The 21970-nt window shown below is 41.8% G+C and carries 15 protein-coding genes and 2 riboswitches; of the genes, 7 read left to right on the plus strand and 8 right to left on the minus strand.

Annotation, left to right across the window (positions count from 1 at the left end):
* The first annotated feature begins 113 nt into the window (after window positions 1-113).
* Window positions 114-1397 carry a GntP family permease gene (locus CSV69_RS07900; RefSeq protein WP_085428240.1) on the plus strand — a complete coding sequence of 428 codons (1284 nt, stop codon included), beginning with the start codon at window positions 114-116 and terminating at the stop codon, window positions 1395-1397.
* A gap of 153 nt (window positions 1398-1550) precedes the next feature.
* Here the strand turns inward: CSV69_RS07900 and CSV69_RS07905 are convergent, their stop codons facing one another.
* The 4 genes from CSV69_RS07905 to dapA form a co-directional block, all read right to left on the minus strand.
* Window positions 1551-3008, minus strand: coding sequence for a CoA-acylating methylmalonate-semialdehyde dehydrogenase (locus CSV69_RS07905; protein WP_099693115.1), 1458 nt, complete (start codon window positions 3006-3008; stop codon window positions 1551-1553).
* 33 nt (window positions 3009-3041) lie between these two features.
* Window positions 3042-4217: an iron-containing alcohol dehydrogenase gene (locus tag CSV69_RS07910; RefSeq protein WP_099693116.1), complete on the minus strand. Its 1176-nt coding sequence runs from the start codon at window positions 4215-4217 to the stop codon at window positions 3042-3044.
* A gap of 122 nt (window positions 4218-4339) precedes the next feature.
* Window positions 4340-6061, minus strand: coding sequence for a sigma 54-interacting transcriptional regulator (locus tag CSV69_RS07915; RefSeq protein ID WP_158232631.1), 1722 nt, complete (start codon window positions 6059-6061; stop codon window positions 4340-4342).
* Between the two features lie 193 nt (window positions 6062-6254).
* Window positions 6255-7148, minus strand: coding sequence for a 4-hydroxy-tetrahydrodipicolinate synthase (gene dapA, locus CSV69_RS07920; RefSeq protein ID WP_099693118.1), 894 nt, complete (start codon window positions 7146-7148; stop codon window positions 6255-6257).
* A gap of 117 nt (window positions 7149-7265) precedes the next feature.
* A riboswitch (Lysine riboswitch) is annotated at window positions 7266-7443 on the minus strand.
* 237 nt (window positions 7444-7680) lie between these two features.
* On the opposite strand from dapA, the gene CSV69_RS07925 reads away from it, so the two are divergent.
* From CSV69_RS07925 to CSV69_RS07935, 3 genes are all read left to right on the plus strand, one after another.
* A complete protein-coding gene (locus CSV69_RS07925) occupies window positions 7681-10158 on the plus strand; it encodes a S8 family serine peptidase (RefSeq protein WP_099693119.1) in 2478 nt (825 codons plus the stop codon).
* Between the two features lie 237 nt (window positions 10159-10395).
* Entirely contained in the window at window positions 10396-10986 is a 591-nt protein-coding gene (gene grpE / locus CSV69_RS07930) for a nucleotide exchange factor GrpE (protein WP_099693120.1), read from the plus strand.
* 84 nt (window positions 10987-11070) lie between these two features.
* Window positions 11071-12288, plus strand: a complete 1218-nt coding sequence (locus tag CSV69_RS07935; RefSeq protein WP_099693121.1) for a tetratricopeptide repeat protein — start codon at window positions 11071-11073, stop codon at window positions 12286-12288.
* 79 nt (window positions 12289-12367) lie between these two features.
* On the opposite strand, the gene CSV69_RS07940 is transcribed toward CSV69_RS07935, so the two are convergent.
* Window positions 12368-13447: a YARHG domain-containing protein gene (locus CSV69_RS07940; RefSeq protein WP_099693122.1), complete on the minus strand. Its 1080-nt coding sequence runs from the start codon at window positions 13445-13447 to the stop codon at window positions 12368-12370.
* Between the two features lie 333 nt (window positions 13448-13780).
* Between CSV69_RS07940 and CSV69_RS07945 the strand changes: the two genes are divergently transcribed.
* Window positions 13781-15250: a S8 family peptidase gene (locus tag CSV69_RS07945; protein WP_233192349.1), complete on the plus strand. Its 1470-nt coding sequence runs from the start codon at window positions 13781-13783 to the stop codon at window positions 15248-15250.
* Window positions 15251-15312: 62 nt separating this feature from the next.
* Here the strand turns inward: CSV69_RS07945 and CSV69_RS07950 are convergent, their stop codons facing one another.
* From CSV69_RS07950 to CSV69_RS07960, 3 genes are read right to left on the minus strand one after another with little or no spacing between them, the layout of a single operon-like run.
* Complete coding sequence (locus CSV69_RS07950; protein ID WP_099693124.1) at window positions 15313-16353, minus strand: ABC transporter substrate-binding protein; 1041 nt, start codon at window positions 16351-16353, stop codon at window positions 15313-15315.
* A complete protein-coding gene (locus tag CSV69_RS07955) occupies window positions 16350-17102 on the minus strand; it encodes an ABC transporter permease (protein WP_099693125.1) in 753 nt (250 codons plus the stop codon). Before CSV69_RS07955 ends, CSV69_RS07950 begins: the two co-directional genes overlap by 4 nt.
* A complete protein-coding gene (locus CSV69_RS07960) occupies window positions 17099-17869 on the minus strand; it encodes an ABC transporter ATP-binding protein (protein WP_099693186.1) in 771 nt (256 codons plus the stop codon). Before CSV69_RS07960 ends, CSV69_RS07955 begins: the two co-directional genes overlap by 4 nt.
* A gap of 84 nt (window positions 17870-17953) precedes the next feature.
* Window positions 17954-18052, minus strand: a riboswitch (TPP riboswitch).
* Window positions 18053-18237: 185 nt separating this feature from the next.
* Here CSV69_RS07960 and CSV69_RS07965 point away from each other — a divergent pair.
* Together CSV69_RS07965 and CSV69_RS07970 are read left to right on the plus strand one after the other, a co-directional pair.
* Complete coding sequence (locus tag CSV69_RS07965; RefSeq protein ID WP_085428252.1) at window positions 18238-18807, plus strand: TetR/AcrR family transcriptional regulator; 570 nt, start codon at window positions 18238-18240, stop codon at window positions 18805-18807.
* Between the two features lie 39 nt (window positions 18808-18846).
* Entirely contained in the window at window positions 18847-21903 is a 3057-nt protein-coding gene (locus CSV69_RS07970; protein ID WP_099693126.1) for a YhgE/Pip family protein, read from the plus strand.
* Window positions 21904-21970: the final 67 nt, after the last annotated feature.

A 21970-nucleotide genomic window follows, 5' to 3' on the forward strand; every position in this document is an offset into this window, starting at 1 on the left:
GGATCGTAGTGAATAATAAACTCCGATCCTGCTTTCTTTCTAGAATGCATTCGTTATGAAAAGATAAGCCCGAAATTCTTGTAGAGTGTATAGCCTAATAGAGGAGGGGTAGGATGTTAGGGATATTCATAGGCTTAGTGTTACTTATGGTATTGGCTTATAGAGGTTGGTCGATCATCTGGATTGCACCTGTTTGTGCAGGGATCGTCGCGTTATTTGGTGGATTGAACTTATTGGATGCGTATACAGATACATATATGACCGGTTTCGTGAACTTCGCGAAGCAATGGTTCCCCGTGTTTATGTTAGGGGCGATTTTCGGAAAGTTAATGGAGTCTAGCGGCATGGCTCATTCTGTAGCTATTGGGATTTCACGCGTATTTGGTAAAGAGCGCGCAATTATCGGCGTAATTGTTGCAGCAAGTGTCTTGGCTTATGGTGGCGTTAGTGTATTTGTTGTAGTATTTGCTGTGTATCCATTGGCAGTGAACATGTTCAGGGAAGCCAATATTAGTAGACGACTCCTTCCAGGAACGATCGTAGCAGGGATGATGACGTTTGCTATGACGGCATTGCCGGGTACTCCACAAATCCAGAATTTGATTCCGACGCAGTATTTTAATACGACTGCTGCAGCTGCACCGATTATCGGTCTCGTTTCATCAGCTGTCATGATCGTTTGCTCCATACTGTACTTGAATAGACGTGTGCGCGTATTGAGAGAAGCGGGAGAAGGATTTGAAGAGCGTAAAGAAGATGCGAATATGGAAGAAAGAACTAGTTATCCACATGTCATTCTTTCTCTACTTCCTTTATTGGCTGTAATCGTGACGTTGAACTTTTTAAAGTGGGATATCGTTCTCGCGTTAGGTACAGGTATTGTTCTTATATTAATTATTTCTTTCAAGGAATTTAAAGGCTTTACGAAAGCGATCAATAGCGGGGCGAGTGATTCCGTTATGGCGATGATCAATACAAGTGCCGCTGTTGGTTTTGGAACTATTGTGCGATCTGTTCCAGGATTTGAAAAGTTGAGCGATGCTATTTTAGGCATTAACGCCAATCCTTTAATTTCTGAAGCGATAGCTGTAAACGTTCTTGCAGGGGCTACAGGTTCTGCTTCAGGTGGACTCGGTATTACGTTGGAAGCGCTAGGCTCGCATTATTATGAAATTGCGACAACTACTGGCCCGTCTCCAGAAGCCTTTCACCGGATAGCATCCATTGCTTCGGGCGGGTTAGATTCCCTGCCACATAATGGGGCGATTATAACGATTTTAATTGTAACGGGGATGACGCATAAGGAGTCTTACAAAGAGATGGGCGTCATCGCAATTGTATTCCCTATGTTATCGTTGATTCCTGCGATTGCGCTTGGGATTATGGGGATTAATTAATAGTAGTTCCTGAAGTATGGACAGAATAGGTTTCTGCATGATCGTTAACTAATTAACTAATACTATACAAAGCAAAAAGACTTCTAATCCAAATTGGGTTAGAAGTCTTTTTGGAGTTTTATTTCATTGTAGACGAATCAGGAAGTTTGTTGATTATTCCCAACGACCTGTAAGTACTTTCTGACGCGTATAGAAGTTCAATCCGTCTTTACCATTCGCATGAAGATCCCCGTAGAATGAATCTTTCCAACCAGAGAATGGGAAGAATGCCATCGGTGCTGGAACGCCGATATTTAGTCCGAGCATGCCTGCATCGATGTTTTCACGGAAGTTGCGTACATTTCCACCGTCTCTTGTGAAAATACAAGCTCCGTTACCGAAATTGGATTTATTGGATAGTTGGATTGCTTCATCTAAGTCTTTAACACGGCTAATAGAAAGGACAGGGGCGAAAATTTCGTCTTGCCAAATTTTCATTTCGCTCGTTACGTTGTCGAAGATTGTAGGCCCGACAAAGTATCCTTTATCTTTCGCAGCATCATCTGTACGTCCGTCGCGAATCATTGTAGCGCCTTCTTTTTCTCCAGTCGCAATGTATTGTTCTGTACGTTCTTTATGCGCATCACGAATGACAGGCCCTAGGAAGATTCCCTCGTCCAAACCGTTACCGATTGTCAGTTCATTTGCTCGATTAAGTAATAGCTCAACAAACTCGTCTGCGATATCGTCTTCTACTGCAACGACTGAACAAGCCATGCAACGTTCTCCAGCGGATCCGAATGCTGCGTTGATGATCTGTGTAGCCGCATTGTCTAAGTTTGCGTCTTTTAATACGATCGAGTGGTTTTTCGCTCCTGCCAGTGCTTGAACACGTTTTAGATTATCTGTACCGCGTTTATAGACATATTCTGCAACCGGCTGTGATCCTACGAATGAAATCGCTGCGATCTTTTCGTGATCAAGGATGCCGTTTACTACGTCATGCGCACCGTGTACGATATTGAATACACCTTTTGGCAAGCCGGCTTCTTCAAGTAGTTCAGCTAGGCGGTTTGCTAGCATCGGTGTACGCTCGGATGGTTTAAGTACGAACGTGTTTCCCGTTGCGATTGCCATCGGGAACATCCAGCATGGTACCATCATAGGGAAGTTGAACGGTGTGATGCCGCCGATCACTCCGATTGGGTAGCGATACGTTCCAGATTCTAGACCCGTTGCGACAGATGGCAAGTTATCTCCCATCATTAAAGTAGGTGCTCCAGCTGCGAATTCTACACATTCGATTCCACGCAATACTTCACCATGCGCTTCGGTAAAGTTTTTGCCGTTTTCAACTGTGATAATTCGAGCAAGTTCATCCCAATGTTCAACTAGTAGTTGCTGGTACTTGAATAGGATACGTGCGCGACGTGGAACCGGTACTTCCTTCCACGTTACGAATGCTTCACTCGCTGCTTGTATCGCAGTGTCTAAATCTTCTTTTGTTGAAATAGGAACATGTGCCACTACTTCTGCTGTAGCAGGATTGTATACAGGTTCTGTCTGGTCCGTCGTAGCGGATACCCATTCACCGTTAATATAGTTTTGTACTGTTTTAATAGCTGTTGTCATGTATATGACCTCCTAGTGTAATTACGTGTCAAATTAAAATTGGTATTCATAGCACACTTGATACAAGTCTGCTATTTTGTCTTCTGAAGGAACTTTTGGGTTGTTACCGGGACTTCCACTATCGACCGCGTCTTTAGACATTTTTTCGAGAGCGTTTACAAATTCTTCGCGCGGGATACCCCATGTTTCAAGATTCGGAATGTCTAGTGCTTTACATAAGTCCTTAACGGATTGTACAGCTACTTCTGCCGCTTCTTCATCTGACAATTGTGCCGCGTCGGAAGAGAAGATACGACCGATATCTGCCAGTCTATCGATACATGAATCTTTACTATACTCTAGAACGGCAGGTAAGAGCATCGCGTTAGAGAAGCCGTGCGGTACATTAAAGAGTGCACCGATTGGTCGAGACATGCCGTGGACTAGACAAACAGACGCGTTTGAAAATGCGCTTCCTGCTTGAAGGGCAGCGAGTGACATGCCTTCTCTTGCTTCGATGTCTTGACCGTCCGTGAATGCTCTATATAAGTTCTTTGAGATTAATTGAATGGCGGATAAAGCCATTATATCTGTCATAGGATGTGCTTTTTTGGATATGTAGGCTTCAATCGCGTGACTCAGTGCGTCTACACCTGTTGCAGCCGTTACTTTTTGTGGGGAAGACAGAGTGAGCAATGGATCAACAATCGCTACATTCGGCATGAAAGCAGGCTGTTTGATCATCATTTTCACTTTAGTTGCTGAATTCGTAATGACCGTTACGTCCGTTGCTTCTGAACCCGTACCTGCAGTAGTTGGAATGGCGATATGAGGAACAGGCGCAATTTGCGCAACTTTCTTCATGCCTACATAGTCTTCGATGTTCCCATCGTTCGTCGCGACTACTGCAACCGCTTTCGCCGTATCGATACAACTACCGCCACCCAATGAAATAATGAGGTCGCATTTTTCATCTGTATACAATTGAAGTGCTTCATCTACATATTGATCATTCGGTTCGGAAGCTACACCGAGAAAGATAGCGCTTTCGACAGAATGAGAAGATAATTTCTGTTGGCATTCTTCTACGTAACCGAGTTTTTGCATGATTTGGTCGCTAATGATCAGCGCTTTTTTACCGAGGAGTGTGGCTTTTTCCCCAATCCGTTCGAAAGAATGTTGTTGATACAGAATAGTAGGGGGCATTTGAAACGTTTTGCAAGTTTCCATTAGGTCAGCTCCTTAAATTGTATTTCCTGTACTAGATTGTGCTTTTACAATAGAACAAGAAAAAGTGTAGCGTTAAGGCTACACTTTTATTTTGTAACCTGAGTGTAGCATCCGCGCTACACTCAGGTCAAGATATTAAATTTTCTTAATTTTTTATATAATGTAGTTCTGTGTATGCCAAGCAGCTCGGCTGTCTTGGATTTATTACCTTCTGTTTGATCCAATAAATTTACTATAATCTTTTTTTCTTCCGCCTCTTGTTTTTCTCTGAAGTCTTCTAACGTACTTAAATTTTGTCCATCCAGAATATGTTGCGGCAAATCTGTCTCATCAATACTATCGGAGTCAACAATGCTTACTAAGTCTTCTAGCACATCTATCAATTCCTCAATATTGCCTTCCCATTGATAATTCATTAAATACGTTACAGCGGTAGTAGAGAATGACTTCTCGGGTATTTTATGTGCGAAACATATTTCCTGCATATAATGTGACAGTAGATAAGGGATGTCTTCGTTCCTGTTACGAAGCGCAGGAATAGAGAGTTGCAGTGGATTTAATTTGGCATATAACTCGGAACTAAATGCATCTCTTTCGGCTAATTCGTGTAAGTCTTGTGTAGACGAAATGATTAGTTGAACAGGGAAATCTTCTGGAGCTTGTTTTAGAAACTCCAATAATTTCATTTGTGTATTCATAGATAAAGCATCTATATCTTGTAAATAAAGCGTGCTTGGTTTTCCGGAATGGAGGATTCCATGTGGGCTGAAAAGTTGTTCTTCTATATTTTTCGATGCTTGGACTTTGCAATATATAGTTGTAAATGGTTTGGATGCGATCGGACTTAACTGATGGATACTTTCTGCAAATGCGTTTTTACCCGTTCCTTTTTCACCGGACAATAAAACGACAGCTTGTGTTCGAGCGGCAGTCCGAGCTTTTCTCTTTAAGTCGGATATCGCTTCGCTCGTCCCTATAATTTGATTGAGACTGGAAAAGCCTTCAGGAGATAGGGGAGGAAGTTCAGTATCAGCCATAATTTTCTGTAGTTGTAACCGCTCATAAATGCGATAAATGTCTGAAACGCCTTCGAAAATCAACATACCGATTGCTGCGACTACTTTCCCGTTTTTCCAAATGGGAATGCGGTGAACGACCATATCTTGCCCTTGAATATTTTGAAGAACGCCTCTTTCTGGCATGCCTTTCTGCACGGTTTCATGTAGATTTGTATTTTCAATTACTTCTGTGACATGTCGTCCAATTGCCTCTGATCTAGGGATACCGGTGAATTTACTATAAGCCTCATTGAATTCGATGATCGTACCCAATTCATCGACCACAGCAATTCCTTCATACGCTTTTTCCAGAATGACCGTTAAAATATCAGAGACCTTTTCATTTTTTATATAACTTTCCATCAATGCCGATAGCCCTTTGACGATTTCTTTTTGAGTTAACAAACCCATGAGGATGCCTTGTTTATTATTTACAACATAGACATTTGTATTGTCTGGATCGAAAGGGAGTTCATTCAATAATGTATGTTCGTCTATTGTAGCTACTTGCATAAGTACTATATGCTCTAGTGTTGTGTGCTTATTACGGCCATTGACGAATGCTTCGAGTATGTGTTCAGCAGTAATGATACCGACCGGCTTATATTGTGGATCAACGATAGGGAGAAACTCGATTTTCAATTCCTTCAGTACTTTAGCTGCTTCTAGCAACGTCTGATCTAGTTGGATAACTGGGGGATTTTCATTCATCCAATTCGCTACAGACATCCACTTTTTATCATTTTCCAACTGTATGAGTGTATTAATAAAAGAATCGTTAAACATAAAAGCCTCCATGATGTATCTATTTTCATCGATTATTACACAGTATAACGCATCTATTACATAGTTTGTACTGAGTTCGTTTTGAAGGGAGATACGTATCTTAAACAGGCTTTTACTTGTAGATGCAAAAAGCTGCCTCAGAAAATCTACAAGTAGTAGTTTTTTGAGGCAGCGTATTTTCTATTCGTTACTATTACAATCCAATCGTCGCATTGTCTTCAAGGGCTAACAATTCCTTCAAAGCCGCCACTTCGTTTTCAGGCAAAGCGATCATCGGTAAACGAACTCCGCCGACTGGTATGCCCAGTAAATTCAACGCAGCCTTTGTTGGAGAAGGGTTAGGTGCAGCAAACATCGCTTTCATGATTGGCAATAAACCACGGTAGATTTCCGCTGCTTGCTTTGTGTTACCCGTTTTAAAGTTCTGTACCATCTCTTGCATTTCGTTTCCTATAATATGCGCTGAAACCGACACAATGCCTGTTCCACCGATGGCTAATACAGGAAGTGTAGAAGCATCGTCACCTGTATAGACAAAGAACTCATCGCCCGTATGTTCAATTATGGCTGCAACGGCTTCTAGATCGCCGCTTGCTTCTTTAATGGACGTAATATTCGACACATCGTTAGCCAACCGAATAACGGTTTCTGGCAACATATTGACTGCACTACGACCCGGGATATTATATAGCATGACAGGTAATGTCGTAGTTTGCGCAATCGTCTTGAAGTGCTGGTAGAGTCCTTCCTGACAAGGCTTGTTGTAGTAAGGGACGACCAGCATAATTCCATCGACACCGGTTTCTTCCGCTTGGATCGTCAAATCGATAGATTCTCTCGTGCTATTCGTTCCGGTTCCAGCAATGACAGGTGCTCTGCCTGCTACGGTTTGGACAGTGAACTTGAATAGTTCCACTTTCTCTTCTGCTGTAAGCGTAGGCGATTCTCCTGTCGTGCCTGCAATGACTAATGCGTCTGTTCCATTGGCTAGTAAGTGATTGATTAGATTTTTCGTTGCTGGGTAATCGATGTCTCCTCTTTCATCAAACGGAGTTACCATCGCTGTCATAACTGATCCAAAATTCATTATTCTCCACATCCTATCATTTTATTAAAAAACATAGAGGTGGGGGCGATACGTAAGTGAACGCAAAAAGCAACAACGAGGGCTCGCTGTTGCGTTGAAATAATGAATTATTTCTTTGCACGAGATAGCCCACCATACAGTTTCCCATATGACAATCCTGCACTTGTTCAGTCCAGAATCAGCTTGGAGATCATGAGTGTCTCGCAGCTTCGGCAAATTCCCCTTTCAACAATCTTCACAGAACCTCATGATTCTCTGATTGTGTACTAATGGTTTTTGCGCCTCTATCCTTATTTCCGAATTATCGAAATAAGTGAAAGTTTAATTACCCCTACTGTACTTGGTATGTATGAAGAATGCAACCATTACTTTTCTATGGAGATAAGGAACATACGAATTTTGACTAATTTTATTAATATGGAATTACCTGTAGTCCTATTCGTTTCTAGGAGGTAGAATGGACTAAAGTCATCTATTCCATGCAACGATTGATGGATTGAAAATATGAACTTTATTAGGAAAGAGGGATGTTGTGAAGAAAAGTAGTTTACGTTGTCTACTGTTGGTACTGGTGTTTCTTGGATTCATTAATACTGAACCTATACATAGTAATGCGCAGTCACCGGTTACAGAGTTGTTGGTGGAATACGCAGAAGATGTCCGAATGACTTTTAGTGAAGAAGTGGAGATGCAAGTGGAAACGCGCAAGAGGATTTCTGATGAAGTGGAGTTATGGAGTTTGACAAAAGATGCGGACGTTGAAGCACTTCATCTCCAGTTGCAAGAGGATCCTGCTATCGCATATGTCGAGCTGAATGCAGAACGTGAAATGGCAGCAGACATCGTCGATCCTGGATTGAATGCTCAATGGTGGATATCACATGTTCGTCCGGAAATGATCTGGTCGCGTGTAGCAGAACAAAGGAAATCGATTAGTGTCGCAGTGATTGATTCAGGTATGGATACTAGACATATTGATTTGGAAAAAAGAGTTCTAACGGATGGCTATAACTTCTATGATAGTAGTACGGATGTTTTTGATGTAACTGGACACGGTACGAAAGTGGCAGGGGTAATTGCTGCTGAATATGGAAATGGCATAGGGGTCACAGGAATTGTAGGTCCATATGACGTGAAGATTTTACCTTTAAAAGTATTTGGCGAAGGAAATAAAACAAAGACTTCCTATATAGTGGCGGCCATTAATTATGCTGTTGCATATGATGTAGATGTCATTAACTTGAGCTTGGGTGGAGATTTGAAGTCAGATATAGAAAACAACGCGATCCAGCAAGCGATCAGGGCTGGAATAACGGTTGTGGCTGCGGCGGGAAATAAAGCAGAGGAAGGGAATCCACTGTTTTATCCCGCTTCCTACGACAATGTGATTTCTGTCGGTTCCGTGGATCAGTTGAATCAGCACGTGAAATCTTCTAATTACAATAACAGTCTAACTTTGGTGGCTCCAGGTACATCAATTTACACTACAAGCCCCAACCATGGATTTACTATGGGTGAGGGCACGTCGTTTTCCTCACCGATTGTGGCGGGAGCGGTGGCTATGTATAAATCGTTGCAACCAAATACCACACCGCAACAAATGAAAAACTTGCTGGAAGATACTGCGATGCCATTAGGTGGTTTGAATACACCTGCTTACTTCGGTTCAGGTTTACTGAATCTACGAGCATTGCATGACAGACTTCCGCCTAAAATAGTTCCAGTTGAACGAGTAGAATTGAATACGGAAGCTGTGACACTGGATTTGTCATTGGGCTATGCAACGAGTGAAGCAAAGGCTATTTCCGTAGAAAAAAAACAGTTAGCTGAGTTTGCTTCGTATGAAATGGAGCCGAACGATACAATTTCCCAAGCTAATCCTTTTTTAAATGAGAACTATGAAACTATGAGGGGAAGAATAAACAAAACTTCTAAGGACATAGATTTTTATGAATTAGTAAGGGATGAGCCAGGGATGCTTGATGTTGAAATATATTGGACAAAAGGTTATTCGCAAGATGGTTCTGATAATCAATTTTTAAATGTAGATTTATATGATGAAAAAAAGAAATGGGTTGCAAAAGCTGATTATCAAGAGTTGGCTAACGGTAGAAAAGGATTAGCTATGAAAGTAGAGTTGCAAGAAGGTTACTATTATATGAAGGTTCATCAAGAATCATCATATAACGAAAGATTTGTGGAACAGGAATATGAAATATCGAGTATCTTTATCCCGGAATATAGTGATGTAGAAATTCCTGATATTATATTGGACGAAGTGTCTATGAAAAGAGGAGATAGAGAATACTTTTTGAACGAAGAGGATAACCTCGTGGAGTGGAAATCATCTAATCCGGAAGTAGCTTACGTGGACTACGATGGGATGGTGGTAGCGAATTATCCGGGAAGTGCGACCATCACGCTTTATATTGGAAACGCTAGGAAAATCCTGCCCGTATATGTGGTAGATACAACGATCGAAGCAAAGTTTACAATTTCCGCAAAGGTTTTTCCTTATAACGCAAAGGATCAAAGAATTATATGGTCGTCATCAGACCCTTCCATAGCAGAAGTCGATCAGAATGGTGTAGTTACAGCGAAAAGTGTGGGTACCGTATTCGTCACAGCTAGAGCACGATTAGGTGGAGTGGCGGAAATTGCGACTGTACATGTTGTCAGAAACGGCAAAGGGTATGAATTTACAAGCGATTTTACAAATCCAGACGTCCCCATGGATAAAGTTTTCGGGGTCACCTTTACTCAGCCATTATCTCCGTTTAAAGATTATAGCCAAGATATTGTGATTTCCAGAAAATCAAATGGTGTAGGGCGTGTGAAAAGTTTTACTGCCAAAGTAAATCCCCTGAACTATAATCAACTACTGATTGAGCCAAATCAGTTCTGGCAGGAAGGTTATCATTATCTAACAGTGACAAAAAACGTTCAAAATACTAATTATCTTTCATTACGTAAGGAAAGTAGAATTATGTTTTATTCCTACTATAAGTAAATTAACGTTTATCAGAAGAGTCCTCCTACTGGGGGGCTCTTCTGTCTTTCCATGCCAAACCCTGTAAAAACCTGTCACCCCATGTATGCAAGACGTCCCATTCCTCCGACAATTCATGGCCCAGTATTGTGTTAGACCCCAAAAAGTGCTATCTTATCAGTATAATAGCCTGAGAGTAGACTGGGCTTTTCTTGCTTGATTGAGAATTACATATGTTTTTTCGAAAAGGGGAATTCGATGAGTACTATACATGAGTCCGCGGATAACAGGCCGGAAGAGTTGCAGCGTATATTGGATAAGGAATTATTGCAGCTAGAGAAAATAACTATTGAAGATTTTGAAGTAGATCCTATTGAGAAGCCGGTTACGCAAGAAGATTTGAAGCAGTTTCAGCAATTCACATCAACGAGTTTCCGGTCGCTAGAAGAATTGCTTGAGAGCAATCAAGCCGTCTTGCCGGTTGATGAAGCGATTACTCGTTTGCAGGATGAAGCGTTTGAAGACCGTGTACATATGGCGAAACGGGCAGTAGAGATCTTTACATTATTCGAAGACGTACGTCAGACGGTGGACCCGGAGTCGATCGATTTGATCGCGCAATTGGATACCGTAATCGATCAAGCGCATCATTTGCTTGAGGACATGGGTATACAAGAGTTACCGGTGTTTGATGAATATTTCGATGAAAGCTTTATGGAAGCGGTCGGCACTATACCTGCTGAAGAAGCGCCAGGAATTGAGCGATTTAAAGTAGCGGCTGTATTCCGCAGAGCCTTTTCAATAGAAGGACAAGTTATTCAAGATGCATTCGTGAAAACAGTTACGTAAAAGGGGGAACGTGTATGACAAGCATTACAATGGATCAATGGCTCAGTCACTGCGTCCGCCCATTAAGTAGGTGGAGGTGATTCGATGAGTTCATTCACTAACATTCCTATGTTGATTCAGCAAATGCAACAAGAGATACGCCAGAAGCGTTACACGATGGCGCTTGATACGATCCGAGAACTTGAAAAACTTAGTGTGAACCGAAAGCAGATACTGTGGCATAAAGCTTTGCTTGAGAGTAAAGTCGGCAATCTGCATGTAGCATTAGCGTACTTGAAGGAACTCGATAGCGAGGAGCCTCATTTCGCCAAGCTGGAAGAAGTGATTCTTAGTAATTGGGACACCTATACAAAGGTGATCGCTGAGTATAACTACGCTGTATCTGAAATTGAATTGGGCTATACCGGAAATATCCTACATATAGTAGATAACGCCATGGAAATGGCAGGAAAAATGCCGATTCCAATTGAATTATATCGTATGAAAACCATTCTGGTGGCACGTTATGAAGCAGGTACACTATCACGCTATACGGTTGGATTACCTTTGCATGTTCTCGACGATCCGACTATCAAACGTGTCGTGGCGGCAGAACCTCCACGTCCGGATATTGCGCGTCCAGTACCAAAACCGAAGCCGAAACGCAAGCTGAAAAAGGGTGCAGCGGCTTTATTCGCGGGCATTGCAACGGTTTTATTAGTCTTCGTAATATGGTTAATTGCCAACTTACTGGCACAGCCCGATACAGCTAGTGATTTGCCGACTACTGTGCCGGTTGAGAAACCAGCCATAACAGAGACTGAACCGGTGAAAGAAGAGCCAGTAGAAGTGCCTGATACAGAACCTGAAGAGGAAACTAAACCTGAATTCGTATCGAATGAAGAGGCGAGAATGTATTATAACGAAGGTTATAAACAGTATCTGAATGAAGATTTCCCTGCGGCAGTGGCCTATTTAGAGTATGCTGTGCGCACTGAAGAAAGTGATTACTTTACAGACGATGCGTCGTATTTTTTAGCATCAAGTTATTTACGCGAGCAGAAGTATGAAGAAGTCGTCAATACTGCGAAAGCTTTCTATAAAGAAGAAAGTGAGCATTATAAAGAGTCCCCTTATCGAGAAGGGATGCGCTTGCAAGAGAGTCGCGCATTATGGAAGCTAAATAAGAAAGCCGAGTCAACAGCGATTCTGGATGAATTGATTAGCAAACCGAATGTCGATTGGGTTACGTATGAAGCGAAAGCTATGAAGAAGTTAATAGAAGAAGGCGAGAGTAGTGAAGACGTGGAGCAAGCGAGCTAACTCGGCTTGTGTCCGCGCTTAACTACAGAAAACAGGAGCAATCAAGGAAGTCATTAGACTTTTTCGATTGCTCCTGTTTTTATTCATGCGACTTAATCAGTTCCACATTGTGTTTCTCCCACTTCGCCATCTTTCCGTTAAATGATGAATCGGGTGTATACCAAGATTGCGAACCAAAGTAGTCTTGCAATTCCTTTGATTCAAAGACATAGCCGTGTCGCGCGTATATTTCATTGCGCGCCAAACGTAAATCGTCTTTAGATAATCCTTTTAAATCGGATTTATCGAGGTACACGTCTCCGCTGTATGAAATAATGAAATGGTCCTTTGGAACGTCAGCTGGAACTTCTTTAATAATCTCTTTGACAATGACTGTCTCGACAGGTTCTTCTTTTACAATATCGTTTTGAACAACAGGTAGATCATTATCCTTTTCTACATCTGTGTTGGCCGCGGTAGCCAATTCTTTAATGGAATCAAAATCTAGATGAATAGTTTGTTTCGCCCCAAAGACATTCGCTTGAATTTCTTCACGTACTGTATCGTCATCGAGAGTCGTCGTCATTTTAATTGGATAGATTCCCGCCATGAAAGGGCCGAATTCAGCCTGTTCTTTCCGCTTTTTGATATAGCCCATTTCCGCATCATGGATGGACAGTACCGTTTCGTCCCCGATGGATTGTACTTTGACGATATAGCCTACTGGATTGATTGTGTAGCGCGGGAAAAGACCCAATCGTTTACCAGCTGCACGAATGGAAAACATGCCGTCTTCGGATTTTTCGTGTAAGTGGTTTTCCACTACTTGTACGATCGAAGGGTTTTTCTCAACCAACGTTAGCAGCGCTTGCAAACTATCTGCGTTAATCGCAATCCGACTGTCTTTCGGTACAATCAATTCTTGCAATGTGTCGCGATCCTGCTCGATCAAAGCGGTAATGAATTTCTCTGTTGTAGCATTCCGCCCGTATTTACTTTCAATAGTGTAGTAGCCAATGATCGCTACAAGCACGACAACAATTAATACAATTGGGTAGTGTGGTGTTTTCCATATAGAACGTTTTTTATTCAAACGACGTGACGCAAGAGATGCTTTACAGTTTGTACAAAACTCTTGCTGCTTATCATTCATTTCATTACAAATTGGACATTTTTTCATTTGAATTCTCCTACTTCATGCTATGGCTCTCTCTTTTGGAAACTAGAGTAGATACCAATGTAGTCAAAATTATACTATGAACAGCGGGATTATTCTAGATGTAAGGAAAGTTGTTATATAAGGATAATGAGTAAATGGTATGTTTGTGAAATTGAAATTTAAAATTATGTTTTTTACGTAGTACTATATTCAGTGTTTGCTGTATATAATTAGAAACGTACAAGCTATAATAGTATAAAAGAATCCTATGTTTCCAAGGTAGGGGCTAGGGAAGAGAAGAGGATGCATATGAGAGAGAAGCGGCATATCGTGTTGGTTTTTTGCATCGTATGGATGATGGTACTAGGATTTCAAGGAGTGGTCAATGCGGATGTAGTACCCAATGAACTATTGGTTGAGTATGAAGGAAATCGACAATCGTTTTCTATTGATGAAGGGCTACCAGGCGTTGAAAGCCGTGAAACTATATCAGATGAAGTGGAATTATGGAGTTTTACAGATTCGGCAGAGATGCTGTTAATGAAAGAACAACTACTTGAGGATCCAAACGTGTTACATGTTGAACCAAATTACGAGCGCTATTCGCATATCGTCCTCAATGATCCTATTTTCGTGAAGCAGTGGTGGATTCCGCAACTGAAGCCGCAGTTAATTTGGTCAAGAGTGACAGAACAAAAGAAGAATGCGGTTGTGGCAGTTATCGATTCAGGTATTGATATCCAGCATGAAGATCTACAAGGAAGAATTCAGCCAGGTGGCTATAACTTTTACGCTAACAACGCAAACGTTCAGGACGTCAATGGACACGGAACGGCAGTAGCGGGTGTCATTGCTGCGAGGGCAGGGAATCACATAGGTGTGGCAGGTCTAGCGGGAACATACGACACGAAAGTCTTGCCATTGAAAATTTCGCACTTGAATGGAACTAGCAAAGTATCGGATAGTATCAAAGCGATTGATTATGCGATAATGAAACAAGTCGATGTGATCAACATGAGTTATGGTAGTAGCCAGCCGTCCCAACTGGAAGAAAAAGAGATTCAACGAGCAATCGAGTCGGGAATCACCGTCGTGGCATCTGCAGGAAACGATGCGGTAAAAGGGAATTCCGTGATGTTTCCTGCATCCTATCCTTCCGTAATTTCAGTAGGGGCAACCGATAGCAAAAATCAACGCGCTTCGTTTTCAAATTTTAATTCTCAAGTCAGCTTAGTTGCACCAGGCGCGGTGATTTCTACCACGTACATTAATAACACGTATAAATCAGTGAGTGGAACTTCTTTCTCAGGGCCTATGGTGGCAAGTGCAGCAGCTTTGGTGAAGTCCTTGCAACCGGAAGCTAAGTCAACTGAAATTAGAGAGTTACTTGAAATGACTGCGACAGACTTAGGGCAACTCGGTAAAGACGATCATTTCGGTGCAGGACTACTAAATTTAGAACGACTTAGCTATGCGCTGCCAACTGCAGCCAATCCAAATCAGCCAAAGGATTTTGTTGGTGATTTCCCGGACTTAGTCGTGAAAAAGAACAAAGTATTCAAAATCAAATTTACTAATAAACTAGTACTTGGCAAAGACTACAGCGAGCATATTTATATTACACATCTACCAAATAGCACAGAACGCATAGAAGGATTTACCGCGAAATTGAATCCTTTAGATTCTCAGCAATTACTCGTCACACCTCATAATGAATGGCAACTAGGTGTTCATTACTTACGCGTGGATCAAGGATTGCAGAATACAAAAGGTGTGGCACTGAAGAAATCAGTTGTTGTGAAGTTTACGGTCGTGCCGGATTAATCCTATAGAACCAAAAAAGCTATTGCAATAAGTCATGTAGACTTACGCAATAGCTTTTTATATTACTTTGTTACGTTAGAAAATATTTCTTTAGAACTGATATCTATGATCATATCTTCCACTTGTGGTTTCGTCTTGATCAATTCCATCTCATGAAGCCAATCACGTACTTCTTCCCATGACTTTTCATCAAGCTGGCCAAAGGGTTCTCCACCTGTTTCCATCTTTGGCAATAAAATACTCAAGCTTTCCATCTCAATGGCTTTATCGAGTGGGAAGTTCGCTTGATCTTGGTTGCTAAGCAATAATTCCAGTGCTTCTTCAGGCTGTTCCACCATGAATTCATACCCTTTTTGTGCGGCTCTCCAAAAGGCCAAGATTGCGTCATGTTCCTTCTCCCACGTATCGTTACCCGTTAACAAAACAATTTCACTGTAGTTTGGAACGCCGTATTCTACGGGATTAAAATAGCGTGTTTTGAACCCTTTAGCATTCATAACAGGTACTTCATGATTAATGAATGTTCCCGTCACAGCGTCAACCCGTTCAGAAACTAATGAAGATTCTAGTTCGAATCCAACATCAATCATTTTCACTTTATCGTAATCGCCACCATCATTTGTGATCATGGTTTTGATCAAGGCTTCGTTGAGTGGAATGCCAGGATAACCAATCGTCAGATCTTCTAGATCTTTCGGCGATTGAATGGGACTGTCCTCCAGCATGACCGTGTAGTTCAGTGGTTCACGTACGACAGATGCGACCGCTTTGATAGGGATATCTTCATTCGCTTGAGCCAAAATGACATCGGGTTGGTAGTACAATCCAAGTGTCACTTTTCCTGCAGCAGTCAAATTCATTGGATCAGTTGGATTGGCAGGGAATTGAATATCAACTTCGACATCCTCATCATTGAAATAACCTTTTTCCTGTGCCACATAAATATAGCTATGTACTGCGTTTGGGTACCAGTCGAGCATAATACTAACTTTTTTCTTATCATCGTTCTGTGACTCTTCCGTATCTACTGCGGTTGCATCATTATTGCAGCCAGCGACTAACAAAAGAAGAAAGGTCACTCCAAGTAGCAAACGTTTTTTCATTCGTGGTTCCTCCATTGTAAAAAGTATTTTTCCAATAAAACGACAAGTAGAAAGAAGATAATGCCTACAGCAGATAGTAAGACGATCGGTGCAAATACAGCCGCACTATCGAATTGAGTCATCATTCTTCTGCTGAAATATCCAAGGCCCGCCTGTGCGCCAAGCCATTCTCCGATTGCAGCACCGATCACGCTGAGTGTGACCGCCACTTTAAGTCCAGAGAAAAAGGAAGGTAGGGCGGAAGGTAGATCCAGTTTAAAGAAAATATCTTTTGCAGACGCGCCCATCGTGAGCATTAATTCACGTAAGTTTTTATCCGATGAACGTAAACCATCGAACACACTGACAGTGATGGGGAAAAAGGTGATCAGTACAGTGACTGCAACTTTTCCCCAAATGCTGTAGCCGAACCACAGCACGAAAATCGGTGCAAGCGCAATGACGGGAATCGTCTGTGACGCAATCAAAAGTGGATAAAACGCTTGCTCGATAGGCTTCTTGCTATACATCGCGATCGCAAGCGCCGATCCGATAAGTATCGAAATAATTAGGCCGATTACTATTGTTGCAGCTGTCGGAGGTAAATGGTGGATAAACAGCTCCGACTTTAGTTCCCATAACTTGAGTAGAATCGCAGATGGAGACGGGAATAAGAAGCTTTTATCATAAAGACGCGCTCCGATTTCCCATATGCCAAGTAGGATCACGACGAAAAATATGGAACTACTATAAGAAGTAATCTTTTTCATAGTGGTGCCTCCGAACGTAGCTCCATGATGAGTTGTTGCTTTAATTCAACCAGTTCTGGGCGTGCCAAGTCTCTCATCGTACGTGGTCGATCAAGAGGAACGACTACTTCGCGGATTGTCCGCACAGGTTTTTCAGCAAGTACAAAGATACGATCAGATAGAAATAATGCTTCGTCGATATCATGGGTGATGAAGACAATGGTTTTATCGAGCCTCTTCCACTGATCAATTAGCCACTCTTGCATCGTCAAGCGGGTAATGGCGTCGAGCGCACTAAAAGGCTCGTCCAGCAATAAAATATCAGAGCCGGTTAGAATCGTTCGTAAAAAAGAAACACGTTGACGCATACCACCTGATAAGTTGCCAGGGTAAGAGTTTTCTTCACCAGCTAGCCCAAAATCTGCAAGGAGCTGGATCATCTCATCGGAAGTCGTTTTGGCACTTTGGAGTTCCACTGGCAATCGAACATTTTCTAGAATGGTTCGCCAAGGCATGAGTAAATCTTGCTGCGGCATGTAACCGACTTTTCCTAAACGCCTCGTTACGACTTCACCGTTCAATGAAATTTCTCCACTGTCAGGATTCTCAAGGCCAGTAACTAATCGGAACAACGTACTCTTCCCGTAACCACTTGGTCCAATGATGCTGACGAATTCGCCTTCATTTACATGCCAATCAACTTGGTCAAAAATAGCCGTCGGTTTTGAAGCTTTGGTTGCTTGATAATGAAAGGATACATCGGTAAATTCTAAAATTTTATTAGGCATATTCTTTTCACATCTCTTTTCTTCAAAAATCCACACAAAAAAACCACTTCTTTTGTGCGAAGCGGTTGCATAGTTCGGCCAAGACCGGTCATATGTCCACTTCCCTCCGCTAGCATTATCTAGAGCAGGTTTAAGGGTTAAGGCAAATAGCCTCTCTCAGCAAAAGCACCCCTAGTGTTTATCCATGTCTTATCGTTTCATATTCTAGTAAAGTAGTCAACTTTAATTCAGTAAATATTTTGAATGTCGATAAAACTATTCTTTTCACTCATTAATAGCAAGCATCTTGCATTTCATTGAAAATCTATGTAGTATAATGACTATCAGACCGAAATGGTATTACGGTCAATTTCGAAGGGTGTGGCAAAATGGATCGTAGGGAAGAAATCATGTTGGCGGCTGGAAAATCGTTTACGATGTTTGGCTATAAGGCGACGACAATGGACCAAGTAGCGAAAATAGCGAATGTGGGGAAAGGTACTATCTATACGTTTTTCTCGAATAAAGAAGAATTATTTCATTCGATCGTCTGGAATATGGTGAACGAAATGAAAGAGGCGTCGGAAAGAACGGCTATAGAAGGGGCATCGTTTCAAGAGAATGCCCATGCGCGTATTATGCAGTTATTGAAGTTTCGTGAGACGCATCAGTTATTCATTAAGCTGATTGAAGAGGAAAAAGAGTTACGCACACCAGCTGTCGGGGATGTGTTAACTTCTATAGAGAAGGAAATATTGCAGTTTATTGCTAGTAAGATTGAACGCGGTGTTGCCAAAGGTGAATTGAAGCCATGTAATAGTGAACTGATCGCGTATCTATTATTCAAATCTTATTTGGCGTTAGTAGTGGATTGGTCGAAAACGCATGATGACCAGCTGACTGAGGAGCAAATCACAGATGTGTTGAACTATACGATTTTCTCTAGTCTATTGGTGTGATATGCGAATGTCGGAATACAGAGCGAGGGTTTATACTAGATGAATAAAATATTGTTTATAGTCAAACGGGATCTCCGGAATATATTCAAGAATAAAGCGGCGCTCATCGTCATTGCAGCCATTGCATTTCTACCGTCGCTCTATGCCTGGATGAACATTTTGGCTTCGTGGGATCCATATTCCAATACGAAAGGCGTATCAGTAGCGATTGTTAGTGAAGATCAAGGCGCAGAAATTGAGGGTAAGGAATTCAATGTCGGAGACGAAGTAATCGTTTCGCTGACCAAGAATGATGATCTCGGTTGGCAGTTCGTGACGAAAGACGAAGCCTTAAAAGGTGTTAAGCACGGCGATTACTACGCTGCGATTATCATCCCCAAGAATTTCTCGGAAAATTTAAGCAGTATCGTTACAGACGATATTAAACAACCGACATTGGATTATTATATCAATGAAAAGATTAATGCGATTTCTCCAAAAGTAGCAGGCAAGGGCGCATCTGCTATAGTAGAGAATATCGATAGCACGTTCGTTGAAGAAGCGAACAAAGCAGTGATCAAGGTATTCAATAATCTAGGAGTGGAACTGGAAAACAATCGTGTCAATATTGAAAAACTACGCGATTTAGTTTATCAACTAGAATATGATATTCCCGACATTTATTCGAAATTGCAGCTAGTGGATAAAGGGTTAAATTTCGCGGATTCTTCTATTGATCGTGTGGATCTGGTATTGGACGATGTCAATTCGGTGCATGAGAATGCGAAAAAACTGAATGCACGATTGATCAGCAAGTTGCAAGAGAATGAAAAGACCGTGGATAATACATTGCGGGTCATTACATCCAACTTGGAGAGTGCGCAAACCGCATTCCGTAAAGTGCCTGATCTGACAAGTGAATTGTCAGGTAAAGGGGAAGATGTGGATCGTATCGTCGATTCACTGCGCGATAAGCAAGGTAAATTGGAAGATACAAATGCTAGGTTAGATGATATTTATGATTATTTGAAGAAGCAGGATCAGAATTTAAAAGATTCATCCAATATTAAAGACTTGCAGAGTTCTTTGAGTGACAGCGTGGCGGATTTAAGTCGTCTGAAGAAGAACTTGGAAACTATCATTTCAGATTTACAAAGTGGTAAGAATCCAGCGACGGATCTGATCACACAAACACAGGCGCTGTCAGACAAGCTTGCTGAAGATATGGATAAAATCAAAGGTAATTATGAAAATATATTGTCTCCTCAAACGGAAAAGTTGATGAAGCAGTTGAAAGAGCTTTCTGTGAATATTACAAGCTTGCTGGACCGTGCAACGGAAGTGAATACGAATGCGCAGAAAGTTGTGCAAGGCTTGATCGATAAGCGGGAGTCAATTGATTTCAGTCAATTCCAAGAACAGCTCGACAGTATGTCCACTGCCATTGAAGATCAAATCGGTAAAACGGATACAGTGATTTCAGTTCTTGAAGCCGCTGGAAAAGTAACCGGTAGTGACAAAATTGCTAGTTTGGGACAGAGATTTGTTTCGTTAAGAGAACAGTTAGTATCGACTAAACAAGTCATTGACAAAGTGCAAGCCGCCATCAATAAAGGCGAAAAGCCAAGTCTTGAGTTGTTGAATCAATTGAAAGGACAGTTGGAAGCTAGCGAGCAAAAGATTGTGGATGCGCGAAATCAATTTGATGCGAATAGCCAAAAGGCGATTACTGATGCAATTGAACAACTGCAGACTTTTGATGAGGGATTACGTGATCGATTCAATGAACTCCAAGCCTCAAAGACAGAAATTGATGAGAAGCTTGCAGGATTGTTAGGGACAGCAGAAGATCCAAAGGTTACGATTGGCGTACTTCAAACGATGGTAGATCGTATCGATAATGGGCTGTCAGCAATTGGATCGATTACAAGTGGACTAACAGATTTAGAGAAGTTCATTCATTCCGATAAGCTTTCTGGAGAGATTGAACGCATCAAAACGGTGCAAAATAGTTTATCATCTGCCAATTCATCTGTAGACGGATTAGTTGGTCGAATCAATGAATCAAAAGCAAATGGAAAGAAACATTTGGCTGAAGTCGATCGCGTATCCGGAGAATTGGATCGCTCGGTTGGGGAAGCTATTGATTTCGTCAACAGTGATTTGACAAGAAAGTATAAGTCGGCGATGCGTGACGCAACAAATGCTTTATATGATGTGTCCGACGTATTGGATGAAGTGAATGGACGGATTCCACGTTTGCGTATGGCACTTGAAAAGGCAGAAGCAGGGGTTGCGCTAGGGAAAACGGATTTAGCGAAAGCGGAGAAGTACTTCCCAGAAGCGCGTGAAACGATTGAAACGATGGCGGAGAAAATCCGCAAATTAGAAGAAGACGGCGACTTGGATAGATTATTGGATGTTCTCGCAACAGATCCTACTGGTGTTAGTAAGTTTTTCGCTGAACCGGTAGTATTGGATGAGCACCAGCTCTATCCGATTCCGAACTACGGTTCCGCAATGAGCCCGTTCTATACAACGCTATCATTATGGGTCGGTGCGTTGTTAATGGTCTCCACGTTAAAAGTGGACATTCGGGAGAAAACACGGTTCAAGAGTTACCAAACGTATATTGGACGGTTAATCATCTTCGCCGGGATCGGGACGATTCAATCATTGATCGTCACGCTAGGTGAGATATTTATCATGGACGTCTATGTGGTGAATAAGCTGCCATTTGTGATATTCGGTGTGATCATTAGTGTTGTATTCGTTACTATTGTCTACACACTCGTATCCGTATTTGGTAACACTGGAAAAGTCATCGCAATTATTTTGATGGTCATGCAGCTCGGTGCGTCAGGCGGAACATTCCCGATCCAGATGGCACCCGAATTCTTCCAACGCATTTCTGCATTCATGCCGTTCACCCATGCGATCACTTTATTGCGTGAATCCATTGGGGGCATTATTTGGGCAGTGGCTTGGAAACAAATTCTCTACCTGTTCATCTATTTCGCTTTATCGCTAGGTGTGGGAATAGGATTGAAGAAATTCTTTAATAAATCGAGTGATAAGTTTATTGAGAAAGCGAAGGAAAGTAATATTGTGATGTGATGAAATGGTAACCGCACGGAGAGTTGGTATTCTAACTTTTCGTGCGGTTTTTTGATATGAAAAAACC

The organism is Sporosarcina sp. P26b (assembly GCF_002743245.1).
GTDB classification, from domain to species: Bacteria; Bacillota; Bacilli; order Bacillales_A; family Planococcaceae; genus Sporosarcina; species Sporosarcina ureae_C.